The organism is Variovorax sp. UC122_21, assembly GCF_044056785.1.
Classification (GTDB): domain Bacteria; phylum Pseudomonadota; class Gammaproteobacteria; order Burkholderiales; family Burkholderiaceae_C; genus Variovorax.
The window spans coordinates 2,382,773-2,400,717 of the sequence record NZ_CP172004.1 but is presented as its reverse complement, the minus strand read 5'-3'; the positions used below and the strand labels follow the sequence as shown (position 1 = coordinate 2,400,717).

At 70.2% G+C, this 17,945-nt stretch carries 14 protein-coding genes and 1 pseudogene; 9 read left to right on the top strand and 6 right to left on the bottom strand.

The window, feature by feature from the left end; all coding sequences use genetic code 11:
* Positions 1–343: 343 nt before the first annotated feature.
* From ACHMXE_RS23615 to ACHMXE_RS23600, 4 genes and pseudogenes are all read right to left on the bottom strand, one after another.
* Positions 344–4,000 (bottom strand): annotated as a pseudogene (locus ACHMXE_RS23615) (hydantoinase B/oxoprolinase family protein).
* Positions 4,001–4,045: 45 nt separating this feature from the next.
* Complete coding sequence (locus tag ACHMXE_RS23610) at positions 4,046–5,353, bottom strand: MFS transporter (RefSeq protein ID WP_395351633.1); 1,308 nt, start codon at positions 5,351–5,353, stop codon at positions 4,046–4,048.
* A 93-nt stretch (positions 5,354–5,446) separates the two neighbouring features.
* Positions 5,447–6,262: a putative hydro-lyase gene (locus ACHMXE_RS23605; protein ID WP_395351631.1), complete on the bottom strand. Its 816-nt coding sequence runs from the start codon at positions 6,260–6,262 to the stop codon at positions 5,447–5,449.
* An 88-nt stretch (positions 6,263–6,350) separates the two neighbouring features.
* Positions 6,351–7,256, bottom strand: a complete 906-nt coding sequence (locus ACHMXE_RS23600) for a LysR family transcriptional regulator (RefSeq protein ID WP_395351629.1) — start codon at positions 7,254–7,256, stop codon at positions 6,351–6,353.
* Between the two features lie 87 nt (positions 7,257–7,343).
* Here ACHMXE_RS23600 and denD point away from each other — a divergent pair, with 87 nt between their 5' ends.
* The 5 genes from denD to ACHMXE_RS23575 all read left to right on the top strand — a co-directional run bounded on the left by denD (position 7,344) and on the right by ACHMXE_RS23575 (position 11,906).
* The gene (gene denD / locus ACHMXE_RS23595; protein ID WP_395351627.1) at positions 7,344–8,363 is read left to right on the top strand and encodes a D-erythronate dehydrogenase; all 1,020 of its coding nucleotides are present in this window, start codon (positions 7,344–7,346) and stop codon (positions 8,361–8,363) included.
* A 44-nt stretch (positions 8,364–8,407) separates the two neighbouring features.
* Positions 8,408–9,382: a TRAP transporter substrate-binding protein gene (locus ACHMXE_RS23590; protein ID WP_395351625.1), complete on the top strand. Its 975-nt coding sequence runs from the start codon at positions 8,408–8,410 to the stop codon at positions 9,380–9,382.
* A gap of 95 nt (positions 9,383–9,477) precedes the next feature.
* The gene (locus ACHMXE_RS23585) at positions 9,478–9,990 is read left to right on the top strand and encodes a TRAP transporter small permease (protein WP_203201622.1); all 513 of its coding nucleotides are present in this window, start codon (positions 9,478–9,480) and stop codon (positions 9,988–9,990) included.
* Positions 9,991–10,001: 11 nt separating this feature from the next.
* Positions 10,002–11,294, top strand: a complete 1,293-nt coding sequence (locus tag ACHMXE_RS23580; RefSeq protein ID WP_208510014.1) for a TRAP transporter large permease — start codon at positions 10,002–10,004, stop codon at positions 11,292–11,294.
* Between the two features lie 15 nt (positions 11,295–11,309).
* On the top strand, positions 11,310–11,906 hold the full coding sequence (locus ACHMXE_RS23575) for a hypothetical protein (protein ID WP_395351623.1): 597 nt from the start codon (positions 11,310–11,312) through the stop codon (positions 11,904–11,906).
* A 33-nt stretch (positions 11,907–11,939) separates the two neighbouring features.
* Here the strand turns inward: ACHMXE_RS23575 and ACHMXE_RS23570 are convergent, their stop codons facing one another.
* A complete protein-coding gene (locus tag ACHMXE_RS23570) occupies positions 11,940–12,728 on the bottom strand; it encodes an AraC family transcriptional regulator (RefSeq protein WP_395352774.1) in 789 nt (262 codons plus the stop codon).
* Between the two features lie 148 nt (positions 12,729–12,876).
* Here ACHMXE_RS23570 and ACHMXE_RS23565 point away from each other — a divergent pair, with 148 nt between their 5' ends.
* The 3 genes from ACHMXE_RS23565 (at position 12,877) to ACHMXE_RS23555 (ending at position 15,469) form a co-directional block, all read left to right on the top strand.
* Positions 12,877–14,070, top strand: a complete 1,194-nt coding sequence (locus ACHMXE_RS23565) for an MFS transporter (RefSeq protein WP_395351621.1) — start codon at positions 12,877–12,879, stop codon at positions 14,068–14,070.
* Positions 14,071–14,218: 148 nt separating this feature from the next.
* On the top strand, positions 14,219–14,782 hold the full coding sequence (locus tag ACHMXE_RS23560; RefSeq protein WP_395351619.1) for a DUF4440 domain-containing protein: 564 nt from the start codon (positions 14,219–14,221) through the stop codon (positions 14,780–14,782).
* Between the two features lie 144 nt (positions 14,783–14,926).
* A complete protein-coding gene (locus ACHMXE_RS23555; protein ID WP_395351617.1) occupies positions 14,927–15,469 on the top strand; it encodes a hypothetical protein in 543 nt (180 codons plus the stop codon).
* A gap of 2 nt (positions 15,470–15,471) precedes the next feature.
* Here ACHMXE_RS23555 and ACHMXE_RS23550 read toward each other — a convergent pair whose 3' ends face one another.
* On the bottom strand, positions 15,472–16,443 hold the full coding sequence (locus ACHMXE_RS23550; RefSeq protein ID WP_395351615.1) for a LysR family transcriptional regulator: 972 nt from the start codon (positions 16,441–16,443) through the stop codon (positions 15,472–15,474).
* Between the two features lie 151 nt (positions 16,444–16,594).
* On the opposite strand from ACHMXE_RS23550, the gene ACHMXE_RS23545 reads away from it, so the two are divergent.
* The gene (locus ACHMXE_RS23545) at positions 16,595–17,917 is read left to right on the top strand and encodes an MFS transporter (RefSeq protein ID WP_395351613.1); all 1,323 of its coding nucleotides are present in this window, start codon (positions 16,595–16,597) and stop codon (positions 17,915–17,917) included.
* Positions 17,918–17,945: the final 28 nt, after the last annotated feature.

Sequence of the window (17,945 nt, the reverse complement as noted above, 5' to 3'; positions counted from 1 at the left end):
TGGGTCTTGCAAGCGTAGGGGCGCTGCTGCCTTGCGTCCAACCAGTTTTTCTGTTGGCCTCGGACAGTTTTTTTGTTGCGGTTCGGGGCGCGTGCACAGGACAGCGGGTACTTCCCTCCGCGAATGTCCCCCGCCTTCGGCTCCTCCTTTATTTCGCTGCGGGAAGCACCCACTGCCCTGTGCACGGAGGCGCTCGGGTTGTGCCGGCCGATCAAGCGCTGCGCGTCTGGCGCGCGTCGGCGGGGTACTCCCCGCAGCGAAATAAAGGAGGAGGCCGCAGGCCGGGGGACATTCGCGGAGGGGAGTACCCCGTCGGCGCGCGCCCGCCCCAGACCTCAAGACCTCAACCCAAAGCAGCCCCCCACCCACCCCCACCAGGCGTCTCGATCACGAACACATCCCCCGCCCCCATCTGAACCTGTCCGATGTGATCCAAAGGCTCGACGGTTCCATCGGCCCGCTCCACACGATTGACCCCCACCGCCCCCGCTTCGCCACCAGAACCACCGAACGCACCATGGTGCCGCCCATTGCTGAGGATAGAAGCCGTCATCGGTGCAAGGAACCGAACCCGCCGTACACCGCCATCACCACCACGCCAGCGCCCCGCGCCCCCCGACCCGAACGCAGGCTGTAGCTGTCGAGCCGCACCGGGTAACGGAACTCCAGCACCTCCGGATCGGTGAGCCGCGAGTTGGTCATGTGGGTCTGGACCACGCTCGTGCCGTCGAAGCCTTCGCCCGCACCCGAACCGCCCGAGATGGTTTCGTAGTACTGGTGCGCGCCATCGCCGAAGGTGAAGTTGTTCATCGTGCACTGGCTCGCCGCCATCACGCCGAGCGCACCGTAGAGCGCGTTGGTCACGCAGCTCGAGGTCTCGACGTTGCCGGCCACCACCGCCGCGGGCGGCAGCGGGTTCAGCATGCAGCCGCTGGGAACGATCACATCGATCGGCTTCAGGCAACCTGCGTTGAGCGGTATGTCGTCGTCGACCAGCGTGCGGAACACATACAGCACCGCCGCCATCGTGATCGCGCGAGGCGCATTGAAGTTGTTGGGCAACTGCGCGCTCGTGCCGCTGAAGTCCACCGTCGCCGAGCGCGCCGCCGCATCGACCTTCACGCGCACCTGGATGCGCGCGCCGTTGTCCAGCGGCAGCACGAACTCGCCGTCCTTGAGCGCCGTGATCACGCGCCGCACCGACTCCTCGGCGTTGTCCTGCACATGGCCCATGTAGGCCGCCACCGTCTCGCGGCCGAACTGCGCCACCATGGCCTGCAGCTCCTGCACGCCCTTCTCGTTGGCCGCGATCTGCGCGCGCAGGTCGGCCAGGTTCTGCTCGATGTTGCGCGAGGGATGCGCGCCGCCGCCGAGCAGCGCGCGCAGTTCCACTTCCCGCAGCCGGCCGCCCTCCACCAGCTTGAAGTTGTCGATCAGCACGCCCTCCTCGCCGATGGTCTTCGAGAACGGCGGCATCGAGCCCGGCGTGATGCCGCCCACGTCGGCATGGTGGCCACGCGAGGCCACGTAGAACGAGGGCCGCGCATCGGCCGCGTCGAGGTAGACGGGCGTCACCACCGTGATGTCGGGCAGGTGCGTGCCGCCGTGGTAGGGGTCGTTCGAGCACGAACACGTCGCCGGGCTTCATGTCGGGGTTGCAGGCGATCACGGTCTTGATCGACTCGCTCATCGAGCCCAGGTGCACCGGCATGTGCGGCGCGTTGGCGATCAGGTTGCCCTCGACATCGAACAGCGCGCAAGAGAAGTCCAGCCGCTCCTTGATGTTGACCGAGTAGGCCGTGTTCTGCAGCCGCAGCCCCATCTGCTCGGCGATGTTCATGAAGAGGTTGTTGAAGACCTCGAGCATCACCGGGTCGGCGCGCGTGCCGATCGCGTGGCTGGTGGCGCGCTCGCGCACGCGGTGCAGTTCCACGCCGTCGGCCGTGGCGCGTGCCTGCCAGCCGGGCTCGACCACGGTGGTGGCGTTGCGGCCCGCCAGGATCGCCGGACCGTCGACCACCGCGCCGGGGCGCAGCGCGGCCTCGTCGAACAGCGCGGCATCGCGCCAGCCCGCGGCGGCTTCGTCGGCCTCGCAGTACATGCGCACGGCCGCGAGCGACTCGGGCACATGCGACTCGGCCGTGCCGGTCGCCGCCGCGGCGCGCGTGCGCTCGCCCGCGCCCACCGCCTCAATTGCCACCGCCTCGATCACCAGCGCGCGCTCGCTCATCAGGAACGCGAAGCGCCGGCGGTAGGCCTGCTCGAACTCGTCGCGCATCGCGGCGATGGCCTCGGCGGCCGGCGTGTCCATCGGCAGCGCGCAGGGCAGTGCCGTGTCGGTGCCTTCGTAGCGCAGTTGCACGCGATGCAGCACGCCGATCACGGCTTCCGCCACGCCCTGCCCGCGCAGTTCCTCCACCGCCTGCCCGGCCAGGCCGATGGCCGCCTCGCGCGCCTCGGCCAGGCCCGCCGCGTCGAGCCGGCGCTCGAGCGCGCGCTCGCGCAGCGCCAGCTGGTCGGCCAGTCCCATGCCGAAGGCCGAGAGCACGCCCGCCAGCGGGTGCAGGTAGACGCTGCGCATGCCCAGCGCATCGGCCACCAGGCAGGCATGCTGGCCGCCCGCGCCGCCGAAGCACTGCAGCGTGTATTGGGTGACGTCGTAGCCGCGCGCCACCGAGATCCGCTTGATCGCATTGGCCATGCTCGCCACCGCGATGCGCAGCGCGCCGCTCGCGACCTCCTCGGCACCGACCGCGCGGCCCGTGGCCTCGGTCATGCGCTGCGCCATCGCGGCGAAGCCGCGCTCGGCCGCCTCGCGGTCCAGCGGCTGGTCGGCGCCCGGGCCGAACACCTGCGGGAAGTGCGCGGGCTGGATCTTGCCGAGCAGCACGTTGGCGTCGGTCGTGGTCAGCGGCCCGCCGCGGCGGTAGCTCGCGGGGCCGGGATTGGCGCCGGCCGACTCGGGCCCGACGCGCAGCCGCGCGCCGTCGAAGGAAACGATCGAACCGCCGCCGGCCGCCACCGTGTGGATGCTCATCATCGGCGCGCGCATGCGCACGCCGGCCACCTGGGTCTCGAACGAGCGCTCGAACTCGCCCGCGTAGTGAGACACGTCGGTCGAGGTGCCGCCCATGTCGAAGCCGATCACGCGCGCATGGCCGGCATCGAGCGCGGTGCGCACCATGCCGACGATGCCGCCGGCCGGGCCCGAGAGGATCGCGTCCTTGCCCTGGAAGCGGTTCGCCTGCGTGAGCCCGCCCGAACTCTGCATGAAGAACAGCGGCACGCCCGGCATCTGCCGCGACACCTGCTCGACATAGCGGCGCAGGATCGGGCTCAGGTAGGCGTCGACCACCGTCGTGTCGCCGCGCGGCACCAGCTTCATCAGCGGGCTGGTCTTGTGCGACACCGACACCTGCGTGAAGCCGATGGCGCGCGCGATGCCTTCGGCCGCCATTTCGTGCGCCGTGTGGCGCCAGCCGTGCATGAAGACGACGGCGCAGGCGCGCAGGCCCTCGTCGAAGGCGGCCTGCAGCTGCGCGCGCAGCGGCGCCTCGTCGAGCGCCTGCACGGTGCCGCCCTGCGCGTCGATGCGCTCGTCGGCCTCGATCACGCGCCGGTACAGCAGTTCGGGCAGCACGATGCGGCGGTCGAACAGCCGCGGCCGCGCCTGGGTGGCGATGCGCAGCGCATCGCGAAAGCCCTTCGTCGTGACCAGCACCGTGGGCTCGCCCTTGCGCTCGAGCAGCGCGTTGGTGGCCACCGTGGTGCCCATCTTCACGCACTCAACGCGCTCGGGCGTCACGGCCTCGCCCGGTGCCAGCTTCAGCAGGCGGCGAATGCCCTCGACGGCCGCGTCGCGGTACTGCTCGGGGTTCTCCGACAGCAGCTTGAGCGTGTGCAGTCCGCCTTCGGGATCGCGGCCCACGATATCGGTGAAGGTGCCGCCGCGGTCGATCCAGAACTGCCAGCGGGACGGGAGAAGGGTTTGCGTGGTCATGGGGAACGAGGATAGGTGTTCGCGAGGAAAAAAAGCGGAATCGGATCAGTTCTGGCGCAGGTCGCGGCCACGGGTTTCGGGCAGGCACAGCGCCACCACCACCACGATCGCATAGGCCACCGCCGCGCAGATGCCGATGGCCGTGCCCAGCGGCAGGTGCATGCGGTCGCTCAGCACGCCGACCAGCGCCGGGAAGGTGGCGCCGATGCCGCGCCCGAAGTTGTAGCAAAAGCCTTGCCCGGAGCCGCGCAGCTCGTTGGGGAACAGCTCGGCCAGGAAGGCGCCCGCGCCGCTGAAGATGCCCGACATGAAGAAGCCGAGCGGAAAGCCCAGCAGCAGCATCAGGCCGTCGGTGATCGGCAGCAGCGTGTAGGCATAGACCAGCAGGCCGGCGCCGATGGCGAACAGGATGAAGGCGCGGCGGCGGCCCAGCCGGTCCGACAGGTAGGCGCCGCAGAGGTAGCCGACGAAGGCGCCGACGATGAACATGAACTGGTAGCCGCCCGAGCTCAGCACCGTCAGGTGGCGCTCATTCTTCAGGAAGGTCGGCAGCCACACGCCGATGGCGTAGTAGCCGCCCTGCATGCCGGTGAACAGCAGGCTCGCGAGCACCGTGGTGCCGAGCACGCCGGGCTTGAAGATCGCGAGGAAGTTGCCGCTGCGCTCGCCGCGTGCCACGGCGGCGCGGGTCTGCACGTAGATCTCGGGGTCGCTGATCGAGCGCCGGATGAAGACGATCAGCAGCGCCGGCAGCAGGCCCAGCAGGAACATCACCCGCCACGAGACCTCGGGCGGCAGGAACGAGAACAGCGCCATCGACACCAGCACCGCCGCGCCCCAGCCCACGGCCCAGCTGCTCTGCACCAGCCCGACCGCCTTGCCGCGGTAGGCCGGCCGGATCATCTCGGCGATCAGCACCGAGCCCACGGCCCATTCGCCGCCGAAGCCCAGGCCCTGCAGCGTGCGCGCCACCAGCAGTTGCCCCGGCGTCTGGGCCAAGCCGCAGGCGAAGGTGAAGATCGCGAACACCAGGATCGTGAGCTGCAGGATGCGCACACGGCCGTAACGGTCGGCCAGGATGCCCGCGGCCCAGCCGCCGAGCGCCGAGGCCACCAGCGTGGCGGTGCCGATCAGGCCGACCTCGGTCTTGCTCATGCCCCACAGCGACAGCAGGATCGGCGTGACCAGCGGCAGCGTGTAGTAGTCGAAGGCATCGACCGCGTAGCCGCTGAACGAGGCCGCGAGCGTGCGCTTCTCGTTCGGGTTCAGGGTGCGCAGCCAGTTGGCGTCGCCGGCCTCCGCCGTGCCGTCGACGGGCGTCGGCGCGGTGGCCTCGAGGGTGCTGTTTTTCATGGTGTGTCTTCTCCAGGGTGGGTCGGGGGCGGGAACGGCGCCGCGCGGTCCCTGCCCAGGGGACCGGTGGCGATCGGAACCAGGGGCGGCGCGCTACAGCGCGGCGAGCCTGTGGTGCGGCAAGTCGGTGACCAGCATCGCGCCCGGCGCATGCGTGATCGCCAGCGGCAGCCGCGCGGCCGCGAGCGCGGTCTGGGGCGTCACGCCGCAGGCCCAGAACACGGGCAGCTCGTCGGGCATCGCCTCGACGGCATCGCCGTAGTCGGGGCGGCCGATGTCGCGGATGCCGATCAGCGCGGGATCGCCCAGGTGCACCGGCGCGCCGTGCACGGCCGGAAAGCGCGAGGTGATCTGCACCGCGCGGATCGCATCGGCCGCGCGCAGCGGGCGCATCGACACCACCAGCGGCCCGCTGAACGGACCGGCCGGCACCGTCTGCAGCCCGGTGCGGTACATCGCGACGTTGCGGCCCTGCGCCACGTGGCGCAGCGCGATGCCCTCGGCCAGCAACGCATGCTCGAAGGTGAACGAGCAGCCGATGACGAAGCCGACCATGTCGTCCCGCCACAGCGCGCGCACGTCGGTGGGCTCGTCGACCAGTTCGCCCTCGCGCCAGACGCGGTAGCGCGGCAGGTCGCTGCGCAGGTCGATGTCCTCGCCGAGCGCGGGGAGCGAGGGATCGCCGGCCTCGGTCACGCCGAGCAGCGGACAGGGCTTGGGATTGGCCTGGCAGAAGCGCAGGAAGTCGCCCGCGTAAGTCTGCGGCAGGATCACGAGATTGCCCTGCACGTGGGCGCTGGCCAGGCCGCTGGTGTGGCCGCTCAGGCGGCCGGTACGGGCGGCTTGCCGCACTTCGCGTGCGCTGCTCGCGCCGGTGGGCAGGGAGGTCGGTTCGTCTGTGGCTGGCATGGCGTTGGCGAGCGGCTGCTTGTCTCTTCGTTGTGGTGGGCGGATTGTGGGAATCCGCGCGCCCGAACGCCAACGCAAAGTTTCTTGCTCAGCTCATCGATTTTTTCGATGACCCAGCGCGGTGCGAACCGTGCACCACGGCGGAACTCACCGCGGCCTCGAGCAGCAGCGAGGACGGGTCGTCTCGGTAACTCGCATAGATCGGCAACGGCTCCAACGTGCCTTCGCTGGGCAGCACGCGCAGCGGCAGCCGTCGCGCGAGCCCATCGACCACCGCGCGCGGCAGGGTGGCCACGCCGAAGCCCGCCTCCACCAACTGCGCCATCGCCGAGATCGACGAGATCGCATGCACGCGCGGCGCCGCGCCGCCGGCCTCGCGGAAGAACTCGAGCAGCGCCACGTGCGGCTGCGAGCCGCGCTGGAAAGTCAGCAGGTCGAGCGACAGCAGATCGGCGATGCGGTAGCGCCGCCGCGGGTGCAGCTCGCGATGGCCGACGAAGCACATGGCCATCGGCGGCACCGCGCGCGTGCGCACGCCGTCGCCCACCGCGGGCAGCGCGGCGAACACCAGGTCCTGCTTGCCGCGCTGCAGCTGGTCGACCAGCACCGGCGTGGTTTCGACCGTGAGCTCGAGCTCGAAGTCCGGGTAGGTGGCCCGCATGTGCTGGAGCCAGCCGGTGAGCCAGCTGTGCACCACCGACTCGATCGCGCCCACGCGCAGCACGGTCTCGCGCACCGCGCCCGAGCCCATCTCGGCCTTGATGTGCATCTGCATCTCGAGCAGCTTCTGCGCGAAGGCATGGAAGCGCTGGCCCGCCACCGTGAGGCGGAACTGCTTGTCGCGGCGATCGAGCAGCAAGGTGCCGAGCTCGCGCTCGAGCGCGGCGATGCGGCTGGACAGCGCGGACTGCGTGAGGTGCAGCTTCTCGGCGGCGCGCGTCACGCTCTTGAGGGCCACGGCCCAGTGGAAGGCTTCCACGAATCGGAGGTTCATCGTTCGGCTCGATGGACTGGCAAAGACCCGAGTGTCGCGCGCCGGCCGCGCTTATCCTCGGGCCCTCGACAGGAGACAAGGACCGACATGCAGATCGTCATCACCGGCGGCGCCGGCTTTCTGGGCGCCCGCCTCGCCCGCACGCTGCTCGCGCAGGGCAGTCTTTCGCTCGCGGGCGCGGCCCCCGCCCCCATCGCCAGGATCACCCTGGTCGACCGCGCGCCGCCGCCGGCCGACCTCGCGGCCGACCCGCGTGTCGCCTTCGTGACTGGCGACCTCAACGACCAGCTCGGCGCCGATGCCGACGCCACGCCCTGGCGCGAGGCCGAGGCCGTGTTCCACCTCGCGGCCGCGGTCAGCGGCGAGTGCGAGGCCGACTTCGACCTCGGCATGCGCAGCAACTTCGCCGCCACCCATGCGCTGCTCGAGCGGCTGCGCGCGCTCGGCACCCGGCCGGTGCTGGTGTTCTCGAGCTCGCTCGCGGTGTTCGGCGATTCGCCCGAGCAGCCGCTGCCGCCGGTGATCGACGACCACACGCTGCCCACGCCGCAGACCAGCTACGGGATCCAGAAGTTCATCGGCGAGCAGCTGGTGGCCGACTTCACGCGCAAGGGCTTCGTGCGCGGGCGCAGCGTGCGCCTGATGACGGTGAGCGTGCGCCCCGGCAAGCCCAACGGCGCGGCCTCGGGCTTCTTCAGCGGCATGATCCGCGAGCCGCTGGCCGGGCTGCGCGCGGCCTGCCCGGTGCCCGACGAGACGCCGGTGGCCGTCGCCTCGCCGGCGCGCACCATCGAGGGGCTGATCCGCGCGGCCGAGGCGAGCGACGCCGAATGGGGTCCGCGCACCGCCGTGAACCTGCCTTCGCTGTCCACGACCGTCGGCGAGATGGCCGCGGCCCTCGAGCGCGTGGCCGGCCCGGCCGCGACCGCGCTGCTCGACCGCACGCCCGAGCCGACGATCCGGCGCATCGTGAAGTCCTGGCCCGGCCGCTTCGACACGCCGCGCGCCCGCGCGCTCGGCCTGGGGTCGGACGACAGCTTCGACGCGGTGATCCGCGAGTACGTCCGTGAAAATCCCGACGCTGTGGTGCTTCCGATTGCGGCATAGTCCAGGGCGCCTGACGCAACCCTGACCAATCCCCCGGAGACACCATGAAACTCGGCCACATCGCCGCCGCCTGCCTTTCGTTCGCCCTGGGCACCAGCGCCCTCGCGCAGCAACCCACCGTCCTGAAGATCGGCTACGCGACCTCCAAGGAGTCGCACTACGGCGTCGGCTCGACCGTGTTCTGCGACGAGGTCGAGAAGGGCACGCAAGGCCGCTTCAAGTGCCAGCACTTCGCCAACTCGGCGCTGGGCGGCGAGCGCGAGCAGATCGAGGCGATCCAGCTCGGCACGCAGGACCTGGTGAACACCTCGACCGGCCCGGTCGGCAACTTCGTGCCCGAGGTCAAGATCGTCGACATCCCGTTCCTGTTCCGCGACTACGCCCATGCGCGCAAGGTCATGGACGGCCCGATCGGCCAGGACATCCTGACCAAGTTCCCGAGCAAGGGCATCGTCGCGCTGGCCTGGACCGAGAACGGCTTCCGCCACATGACGAACAGCAAGCGCGACATCGTCAAGCCCGCCGACGCCGCCGGCCTGAAGATGCGCACGATGGAGAACAAGGTGCACATGGACGGCTACCGCACCTTCGGCATCCTGCCCACGCCGATGGCCTTCCCCGAGCTGTTCGGCGCGCTGCAGCAAGGCACCGTCGACGGCCAGGAGAACCCGATCCCCGTGATCCTGGCCTCGAAGTTCTCGCAGGTGCAGAAGCACCTGTCGCTGACCGGCCACGTCTACTCGCCCGCCCTGCTGCTGCTGTCGCCCAAGGTCTGGAACAAGCTCTCGGACGCCGACAAGAAGGTGTTCGTGGAAGCCGCGAAGAAGGCCGCCATCGCCCAGCGCAAGAAGGTCAACGACGACGAGAACAACGGCATCGCCCAGCTCGAGAAGGACGGCATGAAGGTCACGCGCACGGTCGACGGCGCCGCCTTCCGCGAGGCGCTCAAGCCCGCCTACGCGAGCTACGCCAAGGAATTCGGCGCGGACAACATCAAGAAGATCACGGACGTCCAGTAAGAAAAAGGCGGCGCCGCGCGGCGCCCCCGACGTCCGAAGAACGCGCCCGGCCCCGCCGGGCGCTTCGTTTTGAGACAGAACCGAGAACAACACACGTGCAAGCCTTCGAGCGCTATTTCCTCGCCGCCAACCGCTGGGCGCTGATCCTCCTCTTGGCCGCGATGTCGGTCATCATCTTCACCAACGTCGTGCTGCGCTACACCACCAGCCAGTCGATCGAGTGGGCCGAGGAGGTGTCGCGCCACATGATGATCTGGCTGACCTTCATCGGCGCCGGCCCGGTGCTGCGCTACGGCGGGCACATCGCGGTCGAGAACCTGCAGGACGCGCTGCCGCGCCAGGCCGCGATCGCGCTGCGCATCGTGGTCGCCTCGCTGCTGTTCGCCTTCTTCGGCTTCATGGTCTGGTACGGCTGGCTCTACATGGAACGCACCATGTTCCAGCTCACCGCGGTGACGCAGATTCCCTTCGCCTACATCTACAGCGCGATGCTGATCGGCGGCGTGCTGCTGATCGTGCACTGGCTGCTGGTGGTGCGCGGCTACGTGATGAACCGCGAGTTCGCGTCCGACGCGCACTTCGACGCCAACGCCTCGGCGTCGCTGTAAGGAGAACGACCATGGATGCCAGTGTCGTTCTGATCGTCTCCGCCTGCGTGTTCCTCGCGATCGGCGTGCCCGTGGCCTTCGCGCTCGGGCTGTCCACCGCCACCACGCTGATCCTCGCCGAGAGCTATCCGCTGATGGTGCTCTTGAAGGAAACCTTCACCGGCATCGACAGCTTCCCGCTGATGGCGGTGCCCTTCTTCATCCTCGCGGCCGAGCTCATGAGCGGCGGCTCGCTGACCGAGGTGCTGCTGCGCTTCGCGGGCCAGTTCGTGGGCCACCGCCGCGGCGGCCTGGGCTACACCAACGTGGTCTCGCTGACCTTCTTCTCGGGCATCTCGGGCTCGGCCCTGGCAGATGCCGCGGGCCCGGGCTCGATGCTGATCAAGATGATGGACAAGGCCGGCTACGACCGCTCCTACGCGGCGGCGCTCACGGCCTCGACCGCGATCGTGGGGCCGATCATCCCGCCCTCGATCATCATGATCATCTATGCGCTGCAGGACGAGAGCGTGTCGGTCGGCACGCTGTTCGCGGCCGGCATCCTGCCGGGCATCCTGATCGCGGTGGCGATGTGCCTGGTCAACTACCACGTCTCGAAGAAGCGCAACTACAAGGGCGACGGCCAGACCCCGCCGCTGCGCGAGATCCTCGTCACGACCTGGAAGGCGATCCCCGCGATCCTGCTGCCGGTGGTGATCCTCGGCGGCATGCGCGCGGGCTGGTTCACGCCCACCGAGGCCTCGGTGGTGGCGGTGTTCTACGCGCTGGTGTGCGGCAAGTTCGTCTACCGCACGCTCGAGTGGAAGATGCTGCCCGACATCCTCTCGCGCTCGGCGCTGCTGTCGGCCTCGGTGCTGATCATCATCGGCCTGTCGGCCTCGTTCGCCTGGGTGCTGACCATCGAGGGCATCCCGCAGCAGATGGCCGAATGGCTGATCGGCATGAACCTCTCGCCGTGGATGTTCCTGATCATCGTCAACGTGTTCCTGCTGCTGTTCGGCATCTTCATCGAGCCGCTGCCGGGCGTGATGGTGCTGGCGCCGATCCTCGCGCCGGTGGCGATCAAGCTCGGCGTCGATCCGGTGCACTTCGCGATGATCGTGATCTTCAACCTCACGCTGGGCATGATCACGCCGCCCGTGGGCGGGCTGCTGTTCGTGACCTGCAATGTGTCGAAGGTGCCGATGTCGGCGCTGGTGCGCGAGCTCGTGCCCTTCCTCTGGGCCCATGGCGCGGTGCTGCTGATCCTGACCTTCGTGCCCGCGCTCAGCACCTGGCTGCCGCACGTGCTCGGCTTCAAGTAGCGGGGCACGGCCTGCATGCCCGCTCGCAAGAAGCATGACGAGGCGTACATCCGCGCGCTGGTCGACGAAGCGCTGAACCGCACGCCGACGGGCGGCTTCCCCGCCCTGGAGAAACGCGAGGGCCTCAAGTCCGGCACGCTGTTCGACTGGGTGGCGACGTACGGTCCGCCCCGGCCGGAGCGCCCCTTCGAGTCGCTGCACTTCTGGATCGGCAACGCCACGCAGGGCGAGGAGGCGTTCATGCGCTATTTCGACCACGCCGGGAATTACTGGGATCTCGAGGTGGAAGACATCGAGGCGGCGCCCGGCGACGTGACCGGCTGCGGCTTCTGCATCGATGCCGGCATGAAGTTCCTCTACGACGAGGACCTGCTGCAGGTCATCTGGTTTCCCGAGCCCGTGCCGGTGCGCCGGATCATCGACGAGAGCACGATCGAGTCGGGCGCCGCGACCGAGCGGGTCGCGCTGGCCTGCGCAGAGCGCGGCATCGTGACCGCCAACGCGGGCTTCGTCTACGCCGATCCCGCCTGGCCGATCGACGATGCGGGCAAGACCTACAACGGCCTGCCGTACATCGGTCGCTTTCGCTCGAAGGAACGCCGCCGCTCCTGAATCCCGGAGCCCGGCCTTCTGCCGCGCGGCCTCCTAGGCCTCGCGCTGCAGGTACTGGCTCGGCGGCATGCCCAGCGTGCGGCGGAACATCGCGGCGTAGGCGCTCGGGCTCTCGTAGCCGTGCGCCAGCGCCAGCTCGAGGATCGAAGCGCCGGCCGCCAGCCGCGGCAGGCTCAGCAGCAGCCGCGCCTGCCGGCACCAGGCGCCGAAGTTCATGCCGGTCTCGCGCTGGAACAGGCGCGCCAGCGTGCGCGCGTTCATGTGCAGCCGCTTCGCCCAGGCCTCGAGCGAGACCGGCAGCGCGGGATCGCGCACCAGCTCCTCGCACAGCGCCGCCAGGCGCGCATGGCGCGGCATCGGCACATGCAGCGAGAGCGCGGGAGCGCGCTCGATCTCGTCGAGGATCAGCTCCATCACGCGTTCGTCGCGCCCGCCCCGCGCATAGTCCAGCGGCAGCGCGATCGCGGCCACGATGAGCTCGCGCAGCAGCGCATCGACCGGGATCACGCGGCAGTCGGCGCCGAGGCCGGCGCGGGTGCCAGGCTCGACGAAGACGGTGCGCATGCGCACGTCGCCCGCCATGCGGATGCCGTGCACCATGCCGGGCGGCAGCCAGGCGCCGCGCCCCGGCGGCACCACCCAGCTGCCGGCTTCGGCGCGCACGATCATCACGCCCGAGATCGCATGGATCAGCTGGCCGCGCCGGTGGCTGTGCGGCGGAATCTCCGAGTCGCCCACCGCATCGGTGGCCAGCACCGCGACGGCGCGCGGCGTCGACTCGCCGTGCGTGGGGCGCAGGTCGAATTCGATGGGCGGCTGCATCTTGTCCATTTCTCGACGATCCTTGTACTTTCGTAGCGAGATCATCTTCGCATGGCTTCCTAGCATGGCCCGGCCTCGACACGAGGTTTCACAGAAAGGGCTATCGCATGCAATGCAATCCGCCGCCGGCCACGCCGGGAGGCCGCCGATGAACAAGGGCCGCCTCGGGCTTCTCACCGGCACCCACGCCGTCAACGATCTCTACCAGGGCCTGGTGCCCGCGCTGCTGCCGCTGATGGTGCTGGAGCGCGGCTACAGCTACACGGCCGTGAGCGGGCTGATGCTCGCGGCCACCGGGCTGTCGAGCGTGGTGCAGCCGCTGTTCGGCCTGTATGCCGACCGCCATCCGCGGCCCTGGCTGGTGCCGGTGGGCTTCCTGGTCGCGGCGCTGGGCCTGGTGCTCGCGGGCCTGGGCTCGAACTACCTCTGGACCTGGCTCGCGACCGTGCTGTGCGGCCTCGGCATCGCGGCCTACCACCCGAGCGCCACCGTGGCCGCGCGCGCGGCCGGCGGCGCCTCGCAGAAGGCGATGAGCGTGTTCTCGGTCGGCGGCACCATCGGCGCCTCGTTCGCGCCGGTGCTCGCCACCACGGTGGTCGGCGGCGGCGCGCTGTCGCGCAGCTACCTGCTCGGGCTGCCCGCGCTGGCGATGGGCGCCGTGTGGCTGCTGGCCAACCGCGGCCAGGGCGCGGCGAACGCGGCAAGGGCCGGCGCGGCCCGGCGCGCGCAGGCCGCGGCGCAGCGAGCGCCGAACGACTGGCGCGCCTTCGCGCTGCTGGTGGCCACCATCGTCGGCTGGTCGATCCCCTACGTGACGGTGCTGTCGATGCTCTCGCTGCGCATCACGCGCGACCTGCACGGCTCGGCCTTCCAGGGCGCGGTGGCGCTGACCGGCTTCACCGCCGCCGGTGCCGTGGGCACCCTGCTGGGTGGCTGGCTCGGCGACCGCATCGGGCGCATGGGCACGATCCGCGCGGGCTACCTGCTCGCGGTGCCGGCCATGGCCGGGCTGGTGCTCGCGTCCTCGCCCGCCTGGGCGCTGGCCTGCACGGCGCTGCTGGGGCTGTGCATGTTCCTGCCCTTCGCGGCGCAGGTGACGCTGGCGCAGGACTACCTGCCGCGCAACCCGGCCACGGCCAGCGGCATCACGCTGGGACTCGCGCTCTCGGTGGGTGGCCTGGTGTCGCCGCTGTTCGGCCTGCTGTCTGATGCGCGCGGATTGGGCGTGACCTTGAGCGCGGTGCTGTGCGTGCTGTGCGTGGCGGCGGTGCTGTCGCTGCGCATGCGCAACCGCTCGCTCGACGCGGCCACGATCGCGCCGCGGCCCGCGCGCGCCGCCTGACCACCGGAACCGGTGAGTGCGCGCGGACCTGTCGTTGCGGCGGGCGTACAGCCGCGACGATCCGACACATGCGGGCCGGGTTTCACTGCCAGAATCGAAAAACGCCCTCGGCGAACGGTTCCGACATCAACACAACCAGGACAAGCGCATGAATCGATTCCTTCCCCGTCTCTCCGCAGGTGCCGTGCTCGCGGCGGCGGCCCTGGCCGGCCTCTGTGCAGTCGCACCGGCCGTGGCGGCCGATGCACCCGCGAAGGCACCCGCACCGGCAGCGGCGCCGGCCCCCGCTGCGGCCCCTGCGGCAGCAGCGCCGGCCGCAGCCGCACCGGCTCCCGCCGCGGCCCCCGCGCCTGCGCCCGCCGCGGCCGCCGCCGCGCCGGCCGAGGTCGAGGCCGCCGTGCGCGCCTGGGCCGCCGCCTGGGCCTCGAAGGACGTCGACAAGTACCTCGCCAGCTACGCGAGCGACTTCCAGCCCGCCAAGGGCAGCAGCCACAAGGCCTGGGAAGAAGAGCGCCGCAAGCGCATCGGCAACAAGTCGAGCATCAGCGTGAAGGTCGACAACCTGGTGGTCAGCATCAACGGGAACACGGCCACCGCGAAGTTCAAGCAGAGCTACGCCGCCGACAAGATCAAGGAGAGCGGCCGCAAGACGCTCGAGCTGCAGCGCGTCGATGGGCGCTGGCTGATCCGCAAGGAAAGCGCGGGCGGCTAACGCCACCGCCGCGTATGTCGCTGGCAGTGAACGGCGCGCGCTTGCAGCGTGCGCCGCCACTGAGGTCTTTGGTGCTCTGCGCTTCATGAGGGTGTCACGCTCATCCGTGAAGCTCGGGCTCCATCCCGGACCCGGCGGCACCGCATGTTTCCCACCAAGACCGACAAGGCGCGCGACGAACTCCAGGGCGGGCAGCGCACCCTGAGCCAGCGCGAACGGGCGTTGCTGCTGATGGCCGACGGTCGCCGTTCGCTGACCGACTTCAGCCCGCTGTTCGCGAGCCGCGGCGAAGCCGAGCAGGCGCTGATGACGCTGGTGGAGCGCGGCTACCTGCACGATCCGAAGGCCGCCGAAGCCGCGGCCGAGGCAATGCCCGCACCGCAGCCCGCGCCGGCCGTCGAACCCATCCACGTCTCGACCGCCGCCGACACCTTCGACGGCAAGCGCTCGCTGGCCACCACGCGCATGTTCCTGTTCGACATCTGCGAGCGCATGTTCGTGCGCCGCGATCCACGCTTCGCGCTGCAGATGCGCGACGCGCTGCGCGAGGCGCGCGACCGCGAGGCGATGCTGACCATCGCCGCGCTGATGCTGACCGAGGTCGAGAAGACGGCCGGCACCGAGCGCGCCGAGTCATTGCGCGAGCGCATCGACCGGCTGCTGCCGCCGGCCGAAGTGGTGCACTGAGCTCAGGCGCGCCGCCGCGGCGACGCTGAGCGCGCGGCCGGCCGCGCGACCTTCAGGCTCTTCACTTCGGGCAACGACTGCGCGGTCTCGCGCAGCAGCGAGCGCAGCCAGACGATCGCCGGATCTCGGTCCTGGTGCTTGTGCCATTGCAGCTTCTCGGTGAAGCCCGGGATCTCGATGGGACAGGGCTGCAACTGCAGCGGAAAGCGCCGCGCCATCTGGTGCGCGAGCCGCGTCGGCAGGGTGGCGATGCGCGCGGTGCCCAGCAGCAGTTCCGGCACCAGCGTGAAGTTGGGCGCGATCACGTCCTGACGACGCGTGCGCCGGCCGGTGGAGATGAGCCGCGCGTCGAAGGTCACGCGCCGGCCGCCGGCCCATTCGATGCCGACGTGGGCGGACTCGAAGTACTGCTCGGCGCCGAGCCGCTTGCCCTTGACCGGCTGGTCGAGGCACAGCAGGCACGAGAAGGTGTCCTCGAACAGCGGCTCGGACGGATGCCCGGGCACGATCGCGAAGTCGGGCGAGATCAGCAGCTCGATCTCGCCGCTGTCGAGGTGCTCGCGCATCTGCGGGCTCATCGCGCGCAGGTCGAACTGCATCAGCGGCGCGAGCGTGGCCGCGCGCCGCACCACCTCGGACAGCAGCACGCTGATCACGTAGTCCGAGGACTCGATGGTGAAGCGCCGGGTCGAGGTGGCCGGGTCGAAGCCGGGCCGCGCGCGCGTGATGGTCTGCAGCTGCAGCAGCACGTCGCGCACCGGCTTCATCAGCTCGTTGGCGAGCGCGGTCGGCACCTGCGTCTTGCCCACCGGCACCAGCAGTTCGTCCTCGAAGTACTCGCGCAGCCGGCTCAGCGACAGGCTGGTCGCCGGCTGGCTCAGGTACAGCCTCTCGGCGGCGCGGCTCACGCTGCGCGTGGTCAGCACGGCATCGAGCACCACCAGCAGGTTGAGGTCGAGTTTGTTGAAGCGCATGGGTCGTCTCCTTGGTGTGCGCGGATCTTCGGCAATTTGCACGGCAAATGCATTGCATTTAAAGAATGAATTTTGCATATGCATCGCGGCCCCGGATCATCCGCCTCCACCGAGCCATCGCGAGCTCGCAGAACAAGCAACCGGAGACAAGATGCAAGACCAACGCAAGCGCGCACGCGCGCAGTGGGCCCTGGTGGCCTGCCTGACCCTGCTGAACATGCTGGCCCAGATCGACAAGAACATCCTGGTTCTGATGGTCGGTCCGATCCAGCGCGACTTCGGCGTCAGCGACATCCAGATCAGCTTCCTGATCGGCACCGCCTTCGCGGTCGCCAACATCCTGGTCGGCCTGCCGGCCGGCTGGCTGGCCGACCGCTTCGACCGCCGCCTCGTGATCGCCACCGGCGTGCTGGTCTGGTCGGCGGCGGTGGCGGCCAACGCGGCGGCCACCGCCTTCATCGCGCTGGTGATCGCGCGCGCCGTCGTCGGTGCCGCCGAGGCGCTGACGCCGCCCTCTTCCTATTCGCTGATCCGCGATGGCGTGGACGACCAGCGCCGCGCCCGCGCGCTCTCGGTCTACACCATGTCGATGATGCTGGGCACGGGTCTCTCGCTGGTGCTCGGCGGACCGCTGCTGCACCTGGTGCAGGCCTCGGGCATCCATGCGCTGCCCTTCGTCGGCGAGGTCTCGGCCTGGCAGCTGACGCTGTTCATGATCGGCGTGGCCGGCCTGCCGCTGAGCCTGCTGATCTTCTGCTTCAAGGACCCGCGCTCGCAGCGCGATGCCGCCGCCCGTCCGCAGGAGAGCCTGCGCACCGTGCTGCGCTGGCTGGCCGGCCAGCGGCGGCTGTTCGTGCCGCTGTTCGCCTTCGCGGTCGGCAGCTCGATGATCGGCTTCGGCATGGCGGCCTGGGTGCCCACCATGATCGCGCGCCGCTACGGCGTGGAGTTGCGCGACATCGGCCTGATGCAGGGCGGCCTGCTGCTGACCATGGGCCCGCTCGGCCTGTGGCTGGTCGGCGTGGCGCTGGAACGCGCCGCCGGGCTGGCGACGGTCGCGCGCATCGGTGCCGTGGTGGCCGGGGCCGCCACCGTGTTCAGCGTGTCGATGTGCCTGACCGGCGACCTCACCACCTTCTGGGTGCTCGATGCGCTCGTGGTGCTGTGCTCGTGGAGCTTCATGGCGGTCGCCTCGACCTTCGTGGCCCGGACCGTGCCGGCCGGCGGCATCGGCATGGTGATGGCGATCGTGCTGGTGCTCAACGGACTGATCGCGCAGTCGGGTTCGCCCACGCTGATCGCGCTGGTGGCGCGCCATCTCTACGAGGGCCAGGCGCTGGCCCTGCCCTCGGCGATGGCCACGGTGTTCGCGCTCTCGGGCTGCGTCGCGGTCGGCGCGGCGCTGTTGCTCGGCGGGCGGCTCGCGCGGCGCGAGACGTCGGGCGTGGCCCTCGAGCGGCGGATGTCGTCGTGATCCCGCAGCAGCCTTCCGGGAGCCACAC